The organism is Streptomyces sp. 1331.2 (genome assembly GCF_900199205.1).
In the GTDB taxonomy this organism is placed as follows: Bacteria; Actinomycetota; Actinomycetes; order Streptomycetales; family Streptomycetaceae; genus Kitasatospora.
The window spans coordinates 7567233-7587458 of sequence record NZ_OBMJ01000001.1 but is presented as its reverse complement, the minus strand read 5'-3'; the positions used below and the strand labels follow the sequence as shown (position 1 = coordinate 7587458).

The window sequence follows — 20226 nt, the reverse complement described above, 5'->3', positions numbered from 1 at the left end:
CCAGGCAGCCGCCGCCCGGCGGGTCGGCCGGGCGGCACTACGGTGGGCCCATGGCCCGCTTCGTCCTGACCCGCCGTTCGCCGCTGCCGCCCGCCCGCTGCTGGGAGCGGCTGACCGCCTGGCCCCGGCACGGGGAGCGGGTGCCGTTCACCCGGGTCGGGGTGGCCCGGGGCACCGGCCGGGAGGCGGGCGACGTGGTCCTGGCCCGGACGGCCTTCGGGCCGCTGCGCTTCGACGATCCGATGGAGATCGTCGAACTGGTCGCGCCCGGGCCCGGACGCGACGGGCTCTGCCGGCTGGTCAAGCGCGGCCGCCCGGTCCGCGGAGGGGCCGTGCTGCGCGTACGGGCGGTGGGCGGCGGCAGCGAGGTGGTCTGGGCGGAGGAGTTGCTGATCGCCGGGCTGCCGCGCTTCGCCGATCCGCTCGTCGCTGCCGTGGGCCGGCTCGTCTTCGGCCGGGTGCTGGAGCGGCTGTTGCGGCCGTAGCCGGAGCCGGTCGCGGGCCGGTCCGTCAGCGGTCCGCGAGGGCGCGGGCGACGGCGCGGGCGATCGGCTGGCCGGTGTGCGCCTCGAAGTAGCTGAACGCGGGGCTGGGGTTGACCTCGAAGCAGTAGACCTCGCCGTCGTCGCCCAGGAGCAGGTCGATGCCGGCGAAGTCCAGCCCTAGTCCCTCGGCCAGCAGCAGGCACCGCCCGGCCAGGTCCTCGGGCGGCTGCCACGCGGAGAGTTCGGCCCGGCCGCCGTCCTGGTGGGCGTAGCGGTAGTCCACCCGGTCGGTCCGGATCAGGGTCGCGAACAGCCGACCGGCCACGGTGTGCACCCGGAGGTTGGTGCCGGGGACGTAGCGCTGGAACTGCACCGGGCAGGAGCGGATGAGCGGCAGCCGGTCGAGCGCGGCCCGGTCGAGGATCCGGACGATCGAGCGGACGCTGCTGATCGACTTGTAGGCCAGCATGCCGTGGCGCGCCCTGAACTCGTGGACGAGCTCGGGGTCGTTGGTGACCAGGGTCTCCGGCACCCGGAACCCGGCCCGGGCGATCAGCTGGGCCTGGTACGGCTTCGACAGGTTGGACATGGTCGCGGTCGCCCGGTTCATCACGCGCCCCGGGGCCAGTTCGATCCAGGTGCCGACGGCCTGGTGCCAGCTCCGGCACCGGCGGACGGTCTCCTCGCCCGCCGCCCGTACCTCGGGCAGCACCCGCCAGTCCGTCAGCCGGGTGTAGATGCCGGTGACGGCGGCGAGGTCGACGGACGTGCCGTGGTCGAGCAGGTGCCCCCGGACCCCGGTTCCGCTCACCTCCAGCTCGAACGGCTGCTCCAGGAAGCGTCGTTGGTGGAGCATGGTGTGGGGCAGCCCGAGCTCGTCGAGCGCTGCGGTGACCCGGGCGATCGGCGACTCACTGGCGATGCCGCAGACGACGATCATCGGGGGCCCGGGGACAGCCCCTTGAGGTGGTCCAGCAGACGGTCGAGGAAGGCCTCGCCGCCGACCCGGAGGTCGGGCAGGGGGTCCGCCCCGCCGAAGACCGTCCGGTGGTTGCCGCCGTCGGGGGGCACGTCGGTGCCCGGCAGTTCGGGCCCCACCACGTCGATGCCCAGCAGTTCGGTGCCGGCCAGCCGGGCGAGCCGGGCGTACGCCTCCGGATCCTCGTCGGCGGGCGCGCCGCACACGTGCCCGCCGAGCACCAGCACGCGCCCGGTCACGGCGGCCGCCGCCCGTTGCGGGGCCTCCCCCGGTCGGTCGGTCAGCCGTAGTGGCGACACCACCAGCCCGGCCCGGGCCGCGAGCACGGTCCACTCCGCCGCCGAGCGCCAGGGCCCGTACAGGCCGCTCGCGGTGGGGCGGTTGACCGAGACCGGGGCGAGGCAGGTGAGCAGGCTGAGCAGCAGGGCGTTCAACTCCTCCTGCACGTAGCCGGCCTCGCCCCGGTCGTCCTTGGTTTCCCCCTCGGTGCCGGACAAGGTGTCGGACAAGGTGTCGGACACGGTGCCGGGCGGCGCGGGCCCGACGGCCACGCCGACCGCCCGATTGAGCACCCCGTCGACGTCATCGCTGGCCAGCACGCGCCCGTCGGGCAGGCCCACCTCGAAGCGGGCGCCGTACCGGTCGATGCGGTGCACCGTCCGCGGGGAGCCGACCAGGGCCTGTGGGGAGAGCAGTTCCAGTGGCGCCAGCCCGCGCGCCCGCAGCCCGGCGTAGGCCCACAGCGCCGCCAGGTCGCGCGGGTCGCAGAGCACGAGCCACATGCGGCGCCTACCCTTCGCCGGTGGGTCGATCGGTGGGCCGAACGGTGGGCCGGTCGGTGAGCAGCGGACCGAACGGGGTCTGGAGGCGCGTGGGCAGGAGCGTCTTGTTCACGCTCACCGGCTCGTTGCAGTCCAGGACGAAGGGCTCCACGAGTGACGGCCCGTGGAAGGAGTCCTTGGTCACGGCCAGCACGAGCGCGTCGCAGGAGTTGGGCGCGACGCTGTCCGGGCGGCTCTTCAGGGAGTAGCCGGCCCCGAGGTCCGTCTTGACCGGGTCGGTGAAGATCAGCGGCCCGGTGCCGATGTTGGCGACGGGCACCGTGACGTCCGGGACGGCGAAGCCCACTTGCACCTCCACCTCGACCCTGGGCTCCATCACCAGCCGGGGGTGGGTCGCGTCCTGCACCGATCCCGCCGAGGTCCACACGAACCCGAGTTCCTCGGGGGCGGTGTTGATGATCCTCAGCTGCCAGGTGCGGGCGACGCCCAGGCCCGCCATGTCCACCTCCACGGTGAACACGTCGTCGGTGTCCCTGGTCCAAGAGGCCGTGGCCACCCGGTGTCCGGCCCCGTCGTTGACGGGTGCCGTCTCGGGAGCGGCCGGGACGGACGTGATCAGCCCCTTGTCCACCTTCAGTTCGAGGTCCGGCGCCCGGCCGCCCAGGGCCGCACAGTTCGGCCCGATCGCCACCACCTGCAGGAACCACGGCGTCACCGTGGGGTCGACGAGGAAGGGGACCAGCCCGCCGGTGGCCTGGGACGCGAGCCTGAGCCGGCCGGTGTCAGGAAACATGTGGAACACGGGTTGCACGGTCACCGGCCCTGGCCCTCCCCCTCCCCCGGGTCCGGGTCCTCGTCGCGCAGGGCGCTCTCCGACAGGTCGGGGCGCAGCTCCGACCCGATGAAGTGGGCTTGCGAAGCGGCGGTGAGCACGACCTCGGGCGGGCCGGGGCCCTTGGTGATGTCTACTTCGTCCTTGTCGTCCTTGTGGTCCTTGTGCAGGTTCTTGGTGTCCGCGTGGGTCTTGCCCACTTCGGTCCGGGTGAGTTGGAGCGTCTTCTCCGCGTTCACCGGGTCGTCGCAGGCCAGTACGAAGGTCGCGTGCTGCGGCGGCCCGGCCAAGGCACCCACGATGGGGGCCACTCCGAGCACGAGCGTGTCGCAGGCGTTGGGCGCGACGGTGTCCGGGCGGACCTTCAGGACGAAGCCGGCGCCGAGCTTTGTTCCGACCGGGTCGGTGAGGGTCAGTGGTCCGGGGCCGATGTTGGCGACGGGCACCGTGACGTCGTCCGGGGCGAAGCCCGAAACCGGTTTCGCCTCGACCGAGTTGGCCATGGCCAGCCGTGGCCGGGTGGCGTCCACCACGTCTCCGGCCGAGGTCCAGACGAACCCGAGCTCCTGCGGGTCGGTGTTGGTGAGCCTGAGCTGCCAGGTGTGGGCCACGCCCAGGCTGAGGATGTCCAGCTTCACGGTGAACACGTCGGTGTCGTCCCGGACCCAGGAGGCCTTGGCGACCGGGTTGCCGTTCCCGTCGGGGATGGTTGCCGTCTCGGGAGCGGGCGTGACGGCCGTGATCAGCCCCGTGTCCGCCCGGAGTTCGATGTCCGGTGCCCGGCCGCGCAGGGCCGCGCAGTTCGGGCCGATGGCCACCACGCGCAGGAACCAGGGGTTCACCGTGGGGTCGACGAGGAAGGGGACCAGCCCGCTGGTGGCCTGGGTCGTGAGCCTGAGCTGGCCGGTGGCGGGGAACATCTGGAACGTCGGTTGCATGATTGCCTTCTCTGGCTTCTGTCGGCCCGCGGGCTCTTCCGGGGTCGCGCCGGGTGTCCGCTCACCACGTCCCGAGCGGGACGATGTCGACGTACACCGGCCGGCCGGTGCCGTCCCCGGTCGCGGGGACGGGCTGGGTCTCGAACTCCCGGACGACGAGCCGCTGCGGCCGTGCTCCGGTGTCGGGGATGCTGATGACGCTGGTCTGGCCGAGCAGGGCCCGGCTGTCGGAGAGGGTGGTCCATCCGGAGACGCCGGCTGCCGCGGCCGCCGCGGTGTCCCGGACCTGCAGTTCGGTCCGGACGAGGTTGCCCGGGCCGCCGGGGCCGAGCCCGTCCAGGACGACGGTCGCCCGCCCGGCGGCGCGGGTGACGGACAGCCGCCGGTGCGGCGGGAGTTGGACGGGTTCGGTCAGCGCCACCGGCGACACGTCGGGGGCGTCGGTGACGGTGTACGGCTGGTAGCGGGCCAGGGCGAGCCGGACGAACGGGAAGTAGGAGGAGGCGACCAGCGGGGACAGGTCGAGGTCGGCGTACCAGCGGTCGCCCTGTGCGTCGAACTCGACCGGGTACAGCGCCGCGTCGAGCAGCCGTTGCAGTTCCGGGAGGGTGACCTGGGCCCGGTCGGGTGCGCCGATCTGGTCGCGGGTGAGGACGCCCACCGGTGAGCCGGTGTCCCGGACCGGGTCGCGCCCGGCGACGCCGACGAAGCGCAGTGCCGCGTCGGGGGCCAGCCCGGTGGGGTAGGTGAGCACGGCCAGCACCTCGCCGTCGCCGGTGGCGAACCAGGGCCGGGCGAGGAAGACCCGCAGGCCACCGCCCTGGCGGAGGCGGGTGAGGGTCTGCTGTCCGTCCACGGTCTGGCTCCAGCGGAAGGTGGGCATGGCGTACTGGAAGGCGGGGGTGGGGGGCCGGGCGGAGCTCGGCACGTCGGTGTCGGCGAGCGTTCCCCGGGCGAGGCAGGCGGCGGGGTCGGCCTTGAGGACGCGTCCGAAGCAGTCCTCGAAGCGCGAGACGGCCGTCACGGCGTAGCTCACCCGGTGGTGGCGGGTGTCGCCGAACTCCTGGCGGATCACCGGGAGCGCCTGCCGGGGCGGCAGGTGCTGCACCTCGTAGGAGCCGACGTGCGCCATCCGCCGGGTGACCGCCGGTGCGGCGGGCGGGGCGTCCTCGTGGTCGGTCCATTCGGCGTGGAGGTCGATCCGTCCGGTGCTGGCGATGTGCAGGGACAGCCCGTCCGTCCCGAGCACGGTGTCGTGGTCGCCGGCCTTGCGCTGGGCGGTCAGCTGCCCGGTCGGGTCGCTCAGCGGGCGTTGCACCGCGTGGACGAGGGTGACCGTGCGCGGCGGGGTGACCAGCCGGTTCCTGCCGAACACGATGTCCTGGAAAGTGGCCGGGTCCTGCGGGTCGACGCCCAGCCAGAGGGCGATGCCGAACAGCTGGACGTGCTTGTACGGCAGGCAGGACGGGATGTCGAAGGTCACCTGCTGGGCGGGGCCGAGGGCGACGGCCAGGTGCCGGGCGTCCAGCTGGCTGACCGTGCAGCCGGCCTGGGCGTCCGTGAGCCGTACGGAGGCCGTCTGGCGGTCCGGCCAGGCGCCCTGCCAGGCGGCGAGCACCGGCTGCCCGTACGGGGGGACGATCTCCCCGGGCCGACCGTTCGCCTCGATCGGCCGGGGCTGGGCGTTGAGGGCGATGAAGGCTCCGCTCGGGTCGGCCAGCCAGGGCAGCACGACCTCGGTCTCGGGCACGGTGACGTACGGCTGTGGCACGCCGGAGGCCGGGTCGGCCCCGATGACCTGTGCACCGGTGACGTCCCCGAGTTCGCGGTCCGCCCGTTTGGCGACCTCGAAGAGCCGCTTGACCTCCGCGGCGGGGGCGTCGGGGCCGAGGGCGGTGTCGAAGCCGCCGTCGTACTGCATCGCCAGGGCGAGGGAGCACTTGGGGGGCAGCAGGTGGCGCAGGTCGTAGGGGCGGTAGCCGTGGAGAGCCGCGTAGGCGCTCGGGGTCACGCCGCGGTCGCTGCGGATGACCATGCGGTCCTGGCCGTCGCCGTCCTCGAAGGGCCGGGTGGGGACCAGTTCGGGGGGTGACAGCGGCTCGTAGCGCAGGTAGGTGAGCTTGTCCGTCTGTGCCTCGGTGGGCCCGGCCTCGTCGGGGTGGAGCCCGCCGCCGGCGAGGTCGGCGATCCTGACCCGCAGCCAGTAGTCCTCGCCGAAGCGCAGGCTGGGCAGCGAGCCGGGGTCGCACTCCACCACCGCGTCGAGGGCCGGCGCCGCCCGGACCGGCATCGCGTCGCCGGTGGCCACGGTCCGCTCGGGTCTCGGGGCGACCTGACTCCAGCCGTCCCAGCGGGCCACCGTCTGGTGCAGGTACAGCGCGTCGTTCGGGCCGGCGCCGGTGGTGACCGGGCCGGGCCGCAGGTAGCCCTCGTCGAGCAGGCCGGCGGACGGCGCCGGGCCGAACGGCAGGCCGCCGATCGTGTAGTGCAGCCGGCGCCGGCAGAGTGAGCGCCACGGGCCGGTCGGGCCCTGGCGCACGTCCATCCGGTAGCCGCCGAGGAGGGCGTCCGCCGTGAGGGCGGTGGCGAGCAGGCCGGCGGGGGTCGCGCGCTGCTGGGCCCGCTGGAGCTGCTTGCGGTGCTCGTCCTCCCGGCCGCGGTCCACCAGCGCGAAGCCCGTGGAGTGCAGGGCGGGTAGTGCGCCGGGCGGGCTCGTCCGTCCGGCCGGAGCCGTGGCGCCGTCCGACTGGGCGGCGCTGACCAGGCGGAGGGCGGCGCCGTCCACGTCGAAGGTCATCACCTCGTAGCGGGCGTTGTGGGAGGGGGCCAGGCCGGCCCCGTCGATCGGCAGGAGCCCCTGGCTGAAGGCCGTGCCGGCCGGGCCGGCTCCGGGCGCGGGAACGAAGCGCGTCCCGGTGAGGGTGTAGGCGGTGGCCGGGGTGAGGTCGCACTGGGTGGCGGCGGTCCAGCCGGGGGGCGGGTTCGGGTCGGGGTTGGGCCAGTGCGGCACGACGTGCAGTTCCGCCGGGCTCGTGGCGGTCGGGGTGAGCCGGGAGGCGGGCACGGCCAGGTCGATCAGCAGGCCGAGCGCCCGCAGCAGCACGGGGTGGTCGGCGAGGTGCACGACGGTGTCGTGGAACTCGCTCTCGGGTGCGGCCTCGGTGTGCCTGGTCAGCGGGGTGAAGCCGGCGCCGGTGCGCCGGTAGAAGGCGTAGGCCTGGGCGAGGGCGGGCTGGTCGGCGGGGGCCGGCACCGGCCCGCCGTCGAGCGTGCGCAGGCCGGTCTGCCACTGCTCGCCGATCGTCTGCAGGGCGGCCTGCAGCGCGGGGTCGTCCTCGGGCACGAGCCCCCGGTGCCCGGCCTGGGCGGCTTGGACGGCGTGGGCGGCGTGGGCCTGGGCGGTGGCGGTGTAGATGCCGCGGACCTCCGCACCGGCCGCCCCGGCAGGGAAGGCGCGGGTGTCGCGTCCGTCGTAGGAGGTGGCGTGGTAGGGCCGGACCAGCATGCCGGGGGTGAACAGGGCGTTCCAGGCAGCGAGTTGTTCGGCGGGGGTGAACCGGACGGTGGTCTTGTCGAGTGCGGTGTACGGCACCGGGACCGCCGGGATCGGCTGTTGGCCGCGCAGGATCCCGAGGCTGACGGCGGCGAGCCGCTGCGGCCAGCCCTGCATCCCGAAGCCCGCGACGGTGAGCCGGCCCGTGGCCGGCCCGAGCAGCCGCGGGGTCAGCAGGACCGACAGCAGGGCCATCGGCTCGGTCTGGCCGGCGGTCGGCGGCACCACCCGGCCGGACGGGATCACGGTCCAGACGAACTGGCGCTGCAGGCCGGTGGCGGACACGGGCGGGCAGGCCGCCGACGAGCGGCCGGAGGCGGAGCTGGGGTCGGAGGCGCTGCCGGGGCCGGTCGGGGAGGTCGGGCCGGGGGCGGTGCCGGGGTCGGAGGCGGTACCGGGGCCGGTCGGGGAGCTGGGGCCGGAGGCGGTGCCGGGGTCGGTGGGGTCCATGGGTTCGCTCCCTAACTGCCCGCGAACGCCCGGCAGTAGGCCTGCCAGGGGAACGACGGCCCCTGCGGCCCGAGCGCGGTCTCCACCGACGACGCGGGGCCGGCGACCGCCGCCGCGGCCCCGCCCGGCCCGAGGGAGCCGGGGGAGCCGAGGGAGGACGACCCGCCGAAGCTCTTGTGGCACTCCAGCGTCACGGAGGTGGACCAGAAGGTGAGGTCGATCGTGACGACGAGCTTGGCCGATCCGCTCAACGTATTGGAATGACTGTCGTACGTCAGGCTGAGCGTCAGCTCGACCGAGACGGTGATCAGCCCCAGCAGCGAGACGCTGCCGCCGATCCGCAGGTACCCGGTGATCTCGCAGTCGCTGCCGCGCTGGGTGAAGACGACCCCGCCGAAGACGTGGACCTCCGCGGACGCGATGGTGAAGTCCATGACGATGGCGGCGCCGAACTCGATCCCGCCGGTGACCCGTTGCAGGCCGCTGTGCGCCCCGCCCGCGCTCAGCTCGACCTCCAGGTACCCGCCGCCGCCGAAGCCCGACACGGTGACCAGGAACGGCCGTTCGCGCGTGCCGAAGGCGAAGTCCACCAGGACGGGCTGGTTGGTCAGGGAGAGCGTGACGCCGATCTGCACGGTGAGGTTCTGCAGGCTGAACACCATCAGCCCGGAGCTGGGCACGGCGAGCGCGTACGAGGCCCTGACCTCGGTGGCCGACACGTCGATCCGCGGGCCGCCGCGCCCGGCCTGCGGGATCAGCTTGGCCAGCGTCGCCAGGAAGGACAGGTTCCCGTTGAGCCGGACGTCGGCCAGCTTGACGTCGAGGTTCAGGCTCTGGCCGGCGTCGGCGGTGAAGGTCACCGAGGTGAAGACCAGGGTGACCAGCGCGGCGTCGCCCCGCTGCGGGATCGCCAGGGTGAAGTCGTTGATCACGCCGGTGGCGTGCAGTCCGGGCTTGCCGGCGACGAGCCGGGACACCACTTCGAGGTCCACCGCCGAGGTGTTCCCGTGGTAGAACGGCGCGAAGTCCGTCAACAGCGGCTGGTGCCAGGTCAGTTTCGCCGACGGGTTGCCGCCGTCCTCGGTCCACAGCAGCTTCGGCTGGTCCTTGACGACGGAGATGATGTCGCGCAGCGGGACCACCCCGAACAGGGTCGCGTCCTCGGCGAAGAGCTTCTTCGGATCCGTCGGGAGCGCGTCGGCGACGGCCGGGCCGAGCGTGCGCGAGACCTTGGTCATCGTCAGGTTGGGGGCGGCCAGCGTTCCCGCCCGCGCCCCGGCGGCGCCGAAGTCGAGGGGCTTCGGTTCGAGGAGGTCGAGCAGGGTGTCGGCCGGCGGCGCCCCCGCCGGCGGGTCGAGCAGCGCCTTCGCGAACGTCGCCGGGACCGGCGGCATCGGGCCGAGGAGCTGGCGCACCGCGGGCAGGCCCACGTCCAGCCGCGTCACCTGCGGGTGGAAGCCCACGCCGGTGGGCACCGCCACCCCGAGGCCGCCGAAGGTCATCGACTGCACCTCCTGCACCGCGCCGTCGGCGGCCTGCGTCGGCGACACCATGGCCAGCGGGATGCGGCTGCCGACCTCGGAGACGGGCCGTCCCAGGCCCGCCAGGAACCCGGTACCGGGGCCGCGCCCGTACACCCCGTCGAGGGCCGCGGCGCAGCCGGCGCCGGTCGCCGCCTGCTCGGCGAACAGCAGCGGCAGGTGCAGTTCCACCCACGCGCCGCCCGCCCGGGCCTGCAGGGTGAACACGACGGGCCGGCCGCCGTCGGTCGGCCAGAAGCACCGCGCGGTGCAGGACGCCGGGTCGAGCGTGATCCAGGAGGCGATGTCCAGCTCGTCGGCCTGGCCCGGGCCGATCGTGACCTGCTGGAACGGGAATGCCCGCTCGTACGCGCCGCCCGCGCCGATGCCGTACTCGCGCACCGGCTCGGTGACGATCAGGAAGGATCGCCGGCGCAGCGCGGCCACGGCGGGGCCGGTCCGGTCGAAGTGCCGCTCGATCAGCTCCACGTAGGCCGCCCGGTGACCGAAGGGGAAGAGGGCGCCGGTGGCGGCGATCCGGACGTAGAAGTCCCGGCCCAGCGCGGCGTCATGGCTCCACTCCAGCTCGGGCCAGTGCGCGGCGGCGGTGAACCGGGCCCCGTAGGCGCTCAGGACCAGGCGGTCGACCGTCGGCGGCTGGTCCGGGTGCAGCGCCGCGGTCGCGACGATCTTGTCCAGCCAGGCGCCCAGCGGGGTGTTCGGGTCCGAGACGCCGGGCGCCACCCGGACGGGGTGCACCACCAGCGGGCGGCCGGGGCCAGGGCCGGGTCCGGGGCCGGAGAGCCGGCTGTGCCACAGCTCGACGCCGCCGCCCGTGCTCGCGGCGGGCAGCGTGCGGTGGGTGCACCCGGTGCCCTTGCCGAGGGTGAGCAGCAGGCGCCAGGGGAGTTCGAGGGTGGTCACCTCGGCGCCGGAGGAGGACGGTTCGGTGACCAGGGTGAGGCGGTTCATCGCGTCGAGCAGGCCGTCCACGGTGAGCGTGACCCGGTCCTGGCCGCCGACGGCGAAGCACAGGCGCGAGGGACCGGCGAGGTACCCCTGACTGGTCGAGGAGCCGGCGGCCGGGACCGTCTCGGCCAGGTGCTGCGCCGGGAACTCCGCGATCAGGCTGCCACCGCCGGCACCGGCCACCAGCTGGACGGAGCCGTCGGCTTGGACGTGCTCGGTGAGCCCGACGGTCCGCACGGTCAAGGTGACCAGGTCCTCCGGGCGCAGCACGGTGTAACCGGGCGAGGTGGCGGCCGCGCCGGCTGCGGTGCCCAGCAGGTCGATCAGCTGCCAGTCGGACCAGACGGTGTCGAACCAGCGGTGCATCAGGGCGGAACCGGCCCAGACCGCGAAGACGTCGGTGCGGCCGTGCCCGGCGTCCACGGCGGCCAGGGCGGGGCGGGCGGGGCCGTCGGCGGCTCCGGAGCTGAGGTCCCCGCCCAGGTTCTCCCAGAGGAGCGGCCCGGGGCCGGGGTGGGGGTCGAGCGCGCAGTGCCACAGACCGTCATCGCCGCCCAGGAAGACGTCGCGCTCCGTGGCCGCGAGACAGGTGAAGGACGCCCGACCCTGGTCGGGCAGGCTGCCCAGTTCCTCCCACTCCGCGGAGCGGCCGGCCGCCAACCGGCCACGGAACAGGCGGTGTTCGCGGGTGCCGTCCCGGGCGCGCTCCCGGGTGCCGACGACGAGGAGGTCCAGCCGGCCGGGGGCAGCCGACACCGCCGCCGAGAGCCCGGGGGTACAGCCCTCGGGGCGCAGTGGGAGCGGCCCGCTGACCGGGCGCCAGTGGACGAGCTCCCGTGTGCCGGCTTCGTCGGAGGCGTCTGCGAGGACATCGGCGAATACGTGGGGGTCGCCGGCCTGGGTCGCCGCGGCCGTGAGGCCCGTCGCCGGTCGCCCCTCGGTGAGCATCCCCCGCGACTCCCACTCCGGCCGGTGGTCGGACCGGTCCCCGGACCGGTCCTTGCCCGGCAGGCGGGTGTGCCAGAGCTCCCCGGCGGCGCTGAGGGCGAAGAGCTCGACCGGCCCGCCGTCCTCCGGCCTCGCCGAGGCCGCCGAAGTCGCCGAGGCCGCCGAGGCCGCGGCCAGCCAGTCGAAGTCCGGCGCTCCCGGTGCGGGCCAGGGACGCCCGAGGTCACGCCATGCGCTCCACGCCCCGTCGACCACCCGGGGGTCGAACACCCGGTGCCGTACCGTGCCGTCCGGTGCACCGACGAAGAGGTCGAGCCGTCCGGGCCCGGAGGAACAGACGGCCACGGCCGTGGCTGAGCGGTTCTGCATGGGTGCCCCCAGCAGGTGGACGGCGGCGATCGACGACGGCGACGCCCCGCGGGCCGGGATGACTCCTCCGGCCCTCAATTACGTTCAGCGTAGGCCTGCTTCGGTCACGGATCAACCGCTCGGCCGCCGGTCACACGGGGTGACAACGCCCAGGCGGGGACGGGGCGTTCGGCAGTGCGGCGCAGCGCCTTCGGGGGCCAGTGCGGCGCGGAACTTCCGCCGCGGGGTCAGTTCGGGAGCAGCGGCAGGCCATGGGCGGAGAGCACGGCGTTCGCGAACTCCGGGCGGTCGACGGGCAGGCCGTGGCGTCCGAAGAGGGCGAACAGCTCGGCGAGGGCGCGGGGTTCGAAGCCGCGTGGCGAATCGTCGTCGGTGACGGGGAGTTCGGCGAGGAGGGGGCCGCAGTTCCGGCCCGGACGGTCGGCCAGGCGCAGCCGGATCCGGACCGAGTGGGCGCCGTTCTCCGAGTCCTCGTCGAACTCCATGGACAGCCCCTGGATCTGCTGCCAGGGGTGGCGCTTGGCAACGAGCAGACGGACCATGACGAGGCCTTGCTCCTCCTCCCGGAGTCGGAAGGTGCGGGGCACGACGAGGGCCACTGCGGCGACGATCGCGGCGCCGATCAGCAGGGTCGCCGCCACGCAGGTGGCGCCGGTCTCGCTCAGGACGATCACGGCCCCCAGCGCCACCAGGCAGCCGCCCCCGACGGCGTTCCCCACGCGCCGTACGGGCGCCAGCCGTACCGTCGTCATCGTGCGTCCCCCGTTTCGCCGTCGTCCGCGTGTGCTCCCGCCCTCGCGGTTCCACCCTCGCGGTCCCGGCTCGCCCCGGACAAGCGCCGCCGCACAGCTGTGACGGCCCCGTGACGAAGCTCTGCTCCCCGACTGCGGACAGATAGCTCTGCGCCGACCGTTGACGGGACTTGAACAGACAGGTGAAATGTCACCCATCACATGCGACGCACGTCCCATCGATTTGAACGTTCAAACAGCACAGCAGAGCGCCGCCCGTCCACCCCAGCTCACCCGACCGGAAGAGGACCCCCGCCATGCCGCCCCGCGCCGCCCGCTCCCGCGCCTTACCGTCCGGTCTCCTGCTGCTGGCCGTCCTCGCCGCCCAGGCCCTCGGCACCGGCCCGGCGCTCGCCGCCGGGGCGGACCGGACGGCCGACGGGGCACCGCTCGTGGACGGCGGCAGCTACCTCCTCGGCTCCGCCCTGGACGGCAGCTGCCTCGGCCCGCAGTACGACGGCGCCGCCGCCGGCACCCCGATGGTCGGCGCGGACTGCGGGCGGCTGCTCAGTCGGCGCTGGCAGCTGCGCCGCACCGGCGGCGACTACCTCCTCGTCAACACCGCCGACGGCCGCTGCCTCACCCTCGACGGGCCCGGCCACCGCCCCGCCACCGCCGACTGCGGCACGTTCCCCGACGCCGAGCGCTTCACCATCTCGCCTGCCCCGCAGGGCACTTACACCCTCACGGCCCGAGGCATCGACGCCTGCCTGAGCGCCCCGGGGAACACCACGCAGGGCACCGCTCAGGGTGCCGCGCACCACCGCTGCGACGCCCGCCCGGCCCACCGCTGGACGCTCACCCGCACCGAACCCCTCGTCCTCCCCAACCCCGGCTTGGAACAGGGCGCCGACGGCTGGACATTCACCGAGCACACCGGCACCGCCACCAACAACCCGCACGGCGGCACCCGTCTCGCCTACCTCGACGCCGGCGCCGGCTACGCGGTGAGCCTGCGCACGACCGCCGTCACCGCGGGCAGCCACGACCTCTCCGCCTGGATCGCGACGGGCGGCCCCGGCGGCACCTTCTCGGTCAGCGTCAACGACACCGTGGTGCGCACCCTCACCCTCCCCGACCAGCCCGTCTACGCGAAGTACACCCTCCCCCGGATCCGCGTCGCCCCCGGCGACCGGCTCACCCTCACCATCGGCTCCGCGCCCGCGGGCTGGGTCAACGTGGACGACGCCGCCGTCGCCCCCTCCGCCCCCGCCGACCCGGTCGTCAGCTCCTCCGACCCCGAGGTCGTCGCCCTCTTCGACTGGGCGAAGACCAAGGCCAACAGCTGGGTGCAGCAGGCCGGCGCCACCGGCGTCCTGGACATGGACGAGAACCACCCCGGCGGCACCGGCACCATCACCTACGACACCACCTACTGGGCCGGCTACCCCTTCCGATCCGCCTTCTACAGCCGCGACTTCGCCCACCAGCTGGTCGGCGCCCACCTGCTCGGCCTGGACGCCGAGAACAAGACCATGCTGCGCGGTTTCGCCGCCTCCGCCACCGAGGCCAACGGGCTCTACCCGGTCTGGGCGCTCGACTTCGACGCCCGGACGTACGGCGCCATCGACTACCGGGGCCCGAACCGGTTCGTCCGCGAGCTGCCCGCACCCTTCGAACTCGTCCAGAAGGCCGGCGAGGCCTACCGGTGGACCGGCGACCGCGACTACGCCGACGACCCGGCCCTCGGCGCCTACGTCCGCAACACCCTCGGCCCGTTCGTCACCCGCCACCCCGGCCCGCTGGACAACGGCGGCGTGCCGATCCCGCAGGCCACCAGCCGCAGCATCTTCGCCGGCACCGCCAGCTACGCCGAGAACGCCACCAGCACCTACGCCGAGGCCGGCGACGCGCTCGGCGCCCAGTACCAGGCCTACCTCGCCGCGGCCGGACTCGCCGAGGCCCGCGGCGACACCGCCTCCGCCACCGGCTACCGCAAGTCCGCCGAGGCGCTGCGCTCGTACGTGAACTCCACCTGGAGCGTGGACCGTCGGCAGCCCGGCGAGGTGGTGCACGGCTACGACACCACGGGCAGGCCGATCACCGGCTGGGGCTACGAGGCGAGCGTGCTGATGCCGGTCAAGCAGCTGCTCGACCCCGGGCCGCGCCGGGACGGCTTCCTCGCCGCCGTCGACGCCGCCGACTCCGGCCCGGAGCGCTCGGCCAACCTGGAGGCCTACACCTACCTGCCGGACGCCTTCTTCGCCAACCACGACGGCACCACCGCCTGGAAGTGGATGCGGTACGTCTACGAGAGCGTCGGCGCGCAGCACGCGAGCGGGCAGATGCTGAACGGCGACTACCCCGAGGTGCCGTTCACCCTGCTCTCCCAGACCGTCCAGGGCCTGCTCGGCGTCGACCCGGACGCCGCCGCCGGCACCCTCGTCACCGACTCCCGGCTGCCCGCCTCGATGGGCTGGCTCCAGGCGGCGGACATCCCGGTCGGCGGCGGCACGGTGACCGTCCGCCACGACGGCGGGCGGGCCAGCACCGTCACCAACACCGGGACGAGGACGCTCACCTGGGAGGCCCGCTTCCGCGGGGAGCACGCGCACCTCACCGTCGACGGCAAGTCGCGCGAGACCCGCACCAGGACCGTCGACGGCGTCACGTACAACTACGCCACCGTGCCCCTCGCCCCCGGCCACGCCGCGACCGCGGCCGTCACCGACTGAGCCCCGGCTCCGCCGCACGCCGCCACCCCACCGCTGACCCCCACACCGCACCACCCGCGGCCGGCCGGCCCCACCCGGCCGGCCGCGGCTCCCCCTCGATCGATCCGACGAATCGTCAGATCAGCAGAAGGCAACGCCCCCACACCCCGACAGGAGCGCGTTCATGCGCCGAACTCCCCGCCGCCTGGCGGCATCCCTGCTCTCACTCGCCCTCGCCACCGCCGGCCTCACCGCCGCCGGACTCGGCACCGCCGCCCCCGCCCACGCGCTCGGCAACGGCAACGCCCTCACCCCGCCGATGGGTTGGAACTCCTGGAACTCCCTGGGCACCGAGGTCACCCAGGAACAGGTCGTCCAGACCATCGACTTCATGGCCGCCAACGGGCTGGTCGCGGCCGGCTACGACACCGTCACCATCGACGACGGCTGGTCGCTCTGGCACCGCGACGGCCAGAGCACCGACCTGGTCCGCAACGCCGACGGCGGCCTGCAGCTCTACGACACCGCCGGGCACCCGGTCGGCGGCAGTGACGGCACCGGTGACGACCCCACCTCCGGCCACCTGATCCCGCGCCCCGACCACTTCCCCGACCGGGACGTCAACGGCCGTACCGTCAACGGGATCGCCTACCTCGCCCAGTACGCCCACAGCAGGGGCATGAAGTTCGGCCTCTACGCCACCGACACCTACCTGACCTGCCAGATGCATCCCGGCAGCCTCGGCCACGAGAGCACCGACGCGGCCGACTTCGTCGCCTGGGGCGTCGACTTCGTCAAGTACGACGACTGCCCGTACGGCCCGCCGATCACCGGCCCGGACGGCCACGACTACGGCACCCAGGGCGAGGGCAGGGAGCTGACCCGCTCCGTCTACGCCCGGGTGCAGACCTTCCAGCGCGCCCTCGACGCCGCCTCCGCCGCGCAGGGCCGCCCCAGGGTCACCCTCAGCGTCTCCGCCCAGCCCGTCCACACCGGCGTCCCCCCGCTGCTCGCCGCCGACGACCCGGCCCGCACCGATCCGGTCGTCCAGGCCGCCGGGACGGCCCCCTTCCAGGCACCCGGCTACGCACCCACCGGCGTGTGGTGCGGCCAGGTCGCGAACCTGTGCCGGATCGGCGGCGACCGGGACAGCGAACTCGACGGCGTGCTCTGGAACGGGCAGTTGCAGACCGCGCTGCAGTACCCGGGCAACGTCCGCCCGGGCAGCTGGAACGACCTCGACATGTCCTTCACCGGCTGGCAGGACGTCTACGGCCTGTACGGCACCACCGACACCTGCCCCTGCCACAAGCCCTACACCGACGACGAGTCCCGCACCGAGACCTCCGTCCTCGCCATGCTCGCCGCGCCACTGATCTCCGGCGCCGACCTGCGCACCGCGGCGCAGTCCCGGCACAGCGCCGACGGCTCCACCTGGTCCACCGGGATCAACGCCGCGAGCCTGGCCATCCTCACCAACCGGGAGGTGATCGCCGTCGACCAGGACACCCTGGCCAGGCCCGCCACCCTGGTCGGCGAGCGGCCCGCCGACGGGCACGCACCGGTCGTGCTCAAGCGGCAGCTCGCCGACGGCTCCACCGCCGTCCTGCTGCTCAACCAGGACCCGTCCGCCGCCCGCACGGTGGGCACCGGCCTCGCCGAACTCGGACTCCCCGGCACCGGATACCGGGCCAAGGAGCTGTGGACGGGGGCCAGTTCGACCGTCGACGGGCCGCTCGCCGCCTCGCTGCCCCCGCACGGCGCGGCCCTGTACCGGCTCGCCGCGCAGCCGGCCGGCGGGGCCTCCGTCGTCGACGACGACCGGTACCACACGCTGAGCACCACGGGCGGCCTGGCGCTGAGCCTCTCCGGCTCCTGCGCCGCGCCGATCGCCTCGATCACGGACCTGGAAGCACCGCGCGGCGGGGACGCGGCGCAGCAGTGGAGCTTCACCACCAACCCCGACGGCACCGTCCGGATCACCGACGGCTGCGACACCGCCACCCACCACCACACCGTGCTCTCCGCCGGGGCCTCCGCCGGCAACAGCGCCTACCTGCTCGACCTCGCCCCGGGGAACCCGTGGCAGGAGTGGAAGGTGGCGCAGGACCGGGCCACCGGCACCCTCACCGTCACCAACGTCGCCACCGGCCTCGCCCTCGGCGCCGCCTCCACCGCCCCCGGCACGCCCGTCACCACCGACCCGCCCGCCGGGCAGAGCTGGACGCCCGGCTCCTGACCCGAGCCGCTGCGGGGCGCTGCCGCCCGCCGGCCTCCCGAACCGTCGGATCCGGACACCCCGGGAGGCCACACCCCTGGAGGGCACGCCCCGCACGGCCACGCACCGCACGGCCACGCACCGAACGCCCACGACCCTCGCGCCCACGCCCCGCGCTGACCGCCCGCTTTCGGCCCCGGATGTCCGGAAGGAGTGGCAGGCTTGGGGGCATGTGCGGCCGCTTCGTCTCCACCACCACGCCCCAGGACCTCGTCTCCCTGTTCGGAGAGCTCCGCTGGGATCCAGCCGAGACCTTCGCACCGAGCTGGAACGTCGCCCCGACCGACCCCGTCCCGGCCGTCCTGGAGCGCGTCGACCGGGAGACCGGCGAGCTGCTGCGCCAACTGCGCCCGCTCCGCTGGGGTCTGGTCCCGTCCTGGTCCAAGGACCCGTCCGGCGGCGCCCGCATGATCAACGCCCGCTCGGAGACCGTCGACACCAAGCCCGCCTTCCGCAAGGCCTTCACCGCCCGCCGCTGCGCCATCCCCGCCGACGGCTACTACGAGTGGCGCGAGGTCCCCGCCACCGCCGACCGCAAGAAGTACAAGCAGCCGTACTTCCTCAGCACCGGCGGCGTGATGCTGATGGCCGGCCTCTACGAGTTCTGGCGCGACCGCACCCGCCCCGACGACGACCCGCTCGCCTGGCTCGCCACCGCCACCGTCATCACCACCGACGCCACCGACAGCGCCGGCCGCATCCACGACCGCATGCCCCTCACCATCGCCCCCGACGACCTCCCCGCCTGGCTCTCCCCCGCCCACACCGATCCCGTCGAACTCCACCACCTGCTGCGCCGCCCCGCCGACGGCAGGATCCGCGTCCGCGCCGTCCCCCCGACCGTCAACAGCGTCCGCAACAACGGCCCCGACCTCCTCGCCGACGCCCCCGACCCCCTGGGCCTGGCGGACTGACCGCTCTTCACCCTCCGCTGACGCACCGTCCGCACAGCACGACCGCGGCGGGCGGGTCACCACCGGTCGGTGTGGCCGACTCACGCCGGCCGCGGCACCGGTCGCCCCAGCGGGAGGAGGTACTGGATCGGTTCCTCCAGGTCGTCCAGGCCGAGGAGTTCGTGGGCCAGGTCGTCCTGGAGGCCGCCGAGGGGGGTGGTGCCGAGGCCGAAGGCGGCGGCGGTGAGGAGGAGGTTCTGGGCGAGGTGGCCGGCTTCGAGGAGGCCGAGGCGCAGGGCGCGCAGGCCGTAGCGGCGGCGGAGGTGACCGAGGTCGAGGTAGACGGCGAGGACGGCGGGGGCCTCGGTGATGTCGATGGCGTTCGGGTCGGCGGCCGGGCGGGAGAGGTAGGAGGAGAGGGCCTTGAGGTCGTCGAGGGCGGGCGGCGGGCCGATCGGGCGCAGGCTGCGGTGTTCGGGCAGGCACTGGTAGGTGGCGGCGGGCAGGCCGTCCACGGCGAGGGCGACCGCGCGGATCCGGACGGTGTGCAGGGCGCCCGCGCTGGGGTACGGGCGGTGGCCGGTGCCGGGGTTCTCGGCGAAGGCGGACCAGAGCAGGCCGCCGAGGGCGCCGGCGGTGAGCGGGCCGGTCAGTGGGCCGCGGGTGGAGCGGCGGGTGTGCAGCGCGTCGGCGAGGGTGACGGCGGGCAGGGGGTCGGCGGGCAGCGGGAGGTCGCCGGGCCGGGGCTGCGGGGCGGGGGCGGGAGGGAGGTCGCGCAGCGTGCTGTCCTCGGTGCGGCCGATCTGGAACTTGCTGCGCTCCAGGTACTGGTGGTCCGGGGCGTGGTGGTCGGTGGGGAAGAAGGTGAACGGCCGGTCGGTCTCCAGCAGGGTGCGGGCGGCGAGGCGGCAGACCGCCCGTTCCTCGTCGGGGCCGACGCCGAGCCGGTTGAACAGCATGTGCAGCTGGGAGGCCCAGACCCAGCCGAGCCGTTCGGCGGAGTCGGCGGGTGCGGCGGCCCGCATCCGGGCGGCGGCCTCGGTGACGCGGGCGGCCCAGTCGCCGAGCCAGGGCGCGGCCGTGCCCGCGTCGAGGGCCGCGCGCAGGGTGTGGGCGCGCCCGGCCAGGGCCTGCCGTTGGCGGGCGAACACCGTGTTGACCCGGGTGTGGACGGCGGCGCCGGGCAGCGGCCGGTACTCGGTGACCCAGCGCCAGGAGGCGGCGTGGCGGCGCAGCCAGCGCGAGGCGGCGAGTTCGTCGAGGCCGAGGGCGTGCGCGGTGGTGTGGGCGAGGTCGAGGGCGAGCGGCAGGCGGCTGTCGGGGGCCGCGCCGAGGGCGTGCAGGGCGCTGACGGCGGTGCGGGTGGAGTGGGTGAAGACCTCCTCGGCGATCGGCAGCAGGGCCGGGCCGCCGTAGCGTTCGGTCTCGGGGTCGTACGGCACCTCGGTGACCTCGCCGTGGCCGGGTGTCCGGGGGCCGTCGAGGGGGGTGCGGCGGGTGGCGAGGCGGGTGAGGTCGGCGGCGAGGCGGGCGGGGGCAGGAGCGGGTCCGGCGGCGCCTGGTGGACGGCCCGGGCTTCGGTAGCGGATCCGCAGGTGGGGGCCGCCTTCGCCGTAGCGGATGAAGAACCAGTCGGTGTCCGCGAGTCCGTCCATCAGCGGGGCGAGGTCGGCGGTGAGGAAGGCGTCCGTCTCCTGGCCGGGCAGCGGCAGCGCGAGGTGCAGGCTGTGCCAGCGGGCGGTCGGCACGGCGGGGGCGGTCGGCAGCTGGTGGGTCGTCATCATG

The 20226-nt window shown here is 74.6% G+C and carries 12 protein-coding genes; 4 read left to right on the top strand and 8 right to left on the bottom strand.

Annotated elements, in window-relative coordinates; all coding sequences use genetic code 11:
* Positions 1–50: 50 nt before the first annotated feature.
* Positions 51–485, top strand: coding sequence for an Immediate-early protein 2 (locus CRP52_RS32845; protein ID WP_097239713.1), 435 nt, complete (start codon positions 51–53; stop codon positions 483–485).
* A gap of 25 nt (positions 486–510) precedes the next feature.
* Here CRP52_RS32845 and CRP52_RS32840 read toward each other — a convergent pair whose 3' ends face one another.
* From CRP52_RS32840 to CRP52_RS32810, 7 genes are all read right to left on the bottom strand, one after another.
* Entirely contained in the window at positions 511–1425 is a 915-nt protein-coding gene (locus CRP52_RS32840; RefSeq protein ID WP_097239712.1) for an ATP-grasp domain-containing protein, read from the bottom strand.
* Positions 1422–2246: a hypothetical protein gene (locus tag CRP52_RS32835; protein ID WP_097239711.1), complete on the bottom strand. Its 825-nt coding sequence runs from the start codon at positions 2244–2246 to the stop codon at positions 1422–1424. The genes CRP52_RS32840 and CRP52_RS32835 overlap by 4 nt, the downstream gene beginning before the upstream one ends.
* 7 nt (positions 2247–2253) lie before the next feature.
* Positions 2254–3063: a hypothetical protein gene (locus CRP52_RS32830; protein ID WP_097239710.1), complete on the bottom strand. Its 810-nt coding sequence runs from the start codon at positions 3061–3063 to the stop codon at positions 2254–2256.
* Positions 3060–4016 carry a hypothetical protein gene (locus tag CRP52_RS32825; RefSeq protein WP_143685880.1) on the bottom strand — a complete coding sequence of 319 codons (957 nt, stop codon included), beginning with the start codon at positions 4014–4016 and terminating at the stop codon, positions 3060–3062. The genes CRP52_RS32830 and CRP52_RS32825 overlap by 4 nt, the downstream gene beginning before the upstream one ends.
* A 61-nt stretch (positions 4017–4077) precedes the next feature.
* On the bottom strand, positions 4078–8019 hold the full coding sequence (locus CRP52_RS32820; RefSeq protein WP_257032975.1) for a hypothetical protein: 3942 nt from the start codon (positions 8017–8019) through the stop codon (positions 4078–4080).
* 11 nt (positions 8020–8030) lie between these two features.
* Positions 8031–11903, bottom strand: a complete 3873-nt coding sequence (locus CRP52_RS32815; protein ID WP_257032974.1) for a hypothetical protein — start codon at positions 11901–11903, stop codon at positions 8031–8033.
* Between the two features lie 149 nt (positions 11904–12052).
* Entirely contained in the window at positions 12053–12577 is a 525-nt protein-coding gene (locus CRP52_RS32810; RefSeq protein WP_143685879.1) for a hypothetical protein, read from the bottom strand.
* A 296-nt stretch (positions 12578–12873) separates the two neighbouring features.
* Between CRP52_RS32810 and CRP52_RS32805 the strand changes: the two genes are divergently transcribed.
* From CRP52_RS32805 to CRP52_RS32795, 3 genes are all read left to right on the top strand, one after another.
* Positions 12874–15291 (top strand): RICIN domain-containing protein, encoded by a 2418-nt coding sequence (locus CRP52_RS32805; RefSeq protein ID WP_218893150.1) that lies wholly within the window; start codon positions 12874–12876, stop codon positions 15289–15291.
* A 163-nt stretch (positions 15292–15454) separates the two neighbouring features.
* Positions 15455–17509: an alpha-galactosidase gene (locus tag CRP52_RS32800; RefSeq protein WP_097239706.1), complete on the top strand. Its 2055-nt coding sequence runs from the start codon at positions 15455–15457 to the stop codon at positions 17507–17509.
* A gap of 209 nt (positions 17510–17718) precedes the next feature.
* Complete coding sequence (locus CRP52_RS32795; protein ID WP_097239705.1) at positions 17719–18462, top strand: SOS response-associated peptidase; 744 nt, start codon at positions 17719–17721, stop codon at positions 18460–18462.
* Positions 18463–18542: 80 nt separating this feature from the next.
* Here CRP52_RS32795 and CRP52_RS32790 read toward each other — a convergent pair whose 3' ends face one another.
* On the bottom strand, positions 18543–20225 hold the full coding sequence (locus tag CRP52_RS32790) for a thiopeptide-type bacteriocin biosynthesis protein (RefSeq protein ID WP_257032973.1): 1683 nt from the start codon (positions 20223–20225) through the stop codon (positions 18543–18545).
* Position 20226: the final 1 nt, after the last annotated feature.

Excerpts from the sequence above, each read along its gene's own strand:
- CRP52_RS32800 (WP_097239706.1), top strand. The coding sequence starts at position 15,455 with ATGCGCCGAACTCCCCGCCGCCTGGCGGCATCCCTGCTCTCACTCGCC.
- CRP52_RS32810 (WP_143685879.1), bottom strand. The coding sequence starts at position 12,577 with ATGACGACGGTACGGCTGGCGCCCGTACGGCGCGTGGGGAACGCCGTC.
- CRP52_RS32805 (WP_218893150.1), top strand. The coding sequence starts at position 12,874 with ATGCCGCCCCGCGCCGCCCGCTCCCGCGCCTTACCGTCCGGTCTCCTG.
- CRP52_RS32820 (WP_257032975.1), bottom strand. The coding sequence starts at position 8,019 with ATGGACCCCACCGACCCCGGCACCGCCTCCGGCCCCAGCTCCCCGACC.
- CRP52_RS32835 (WP_097239711.1), bottom strand. The coding sequence starts at position 2,246 with ATGTGGCTCGTGCTCTGCGACCCGCGCGACCTGGCGGCGCTGTGGGCC.
- CRP52_RS32840 (WP_097239712.1), bottom strand. The coding sequence starts at position 1,425 with ATGATCGTCGTCTGCGGCATCGCCAGTGAGTCGCCGATCGCCCGGGTC.
- CRP52_RS32790 (WP_257032973.1), bottom strand. The coding sequence starts at position 20,225 with ATGATGACGACCCACCAGCTGCCGACCGCCCCCGCCGTGCCGACCGCC.
- CRP52_RS32795 (WP_097239705.1), top strand. The coding sequence starts at position 17,719 with ATGTGCGGCCGCTTCGTCTCCACCACCACGCCCCAGGACCTCGTCTCC.
- CRP52_RS32825 (WP_143685880.1), bottom strand. The coding sequence starts at position 4,016 with ATGCAACCGACGTTCCAGATGTTCCCCGCCACCGGCCAGCTCAGGCTC.
- CRP52_RS32845 (WP_097239713.1), top strand. The coding sequence starts at position 51 with ATGGCCCGCTTCGTCCTGACCCGCCGTTCGCCGCTGCCGCCCGCCCGC.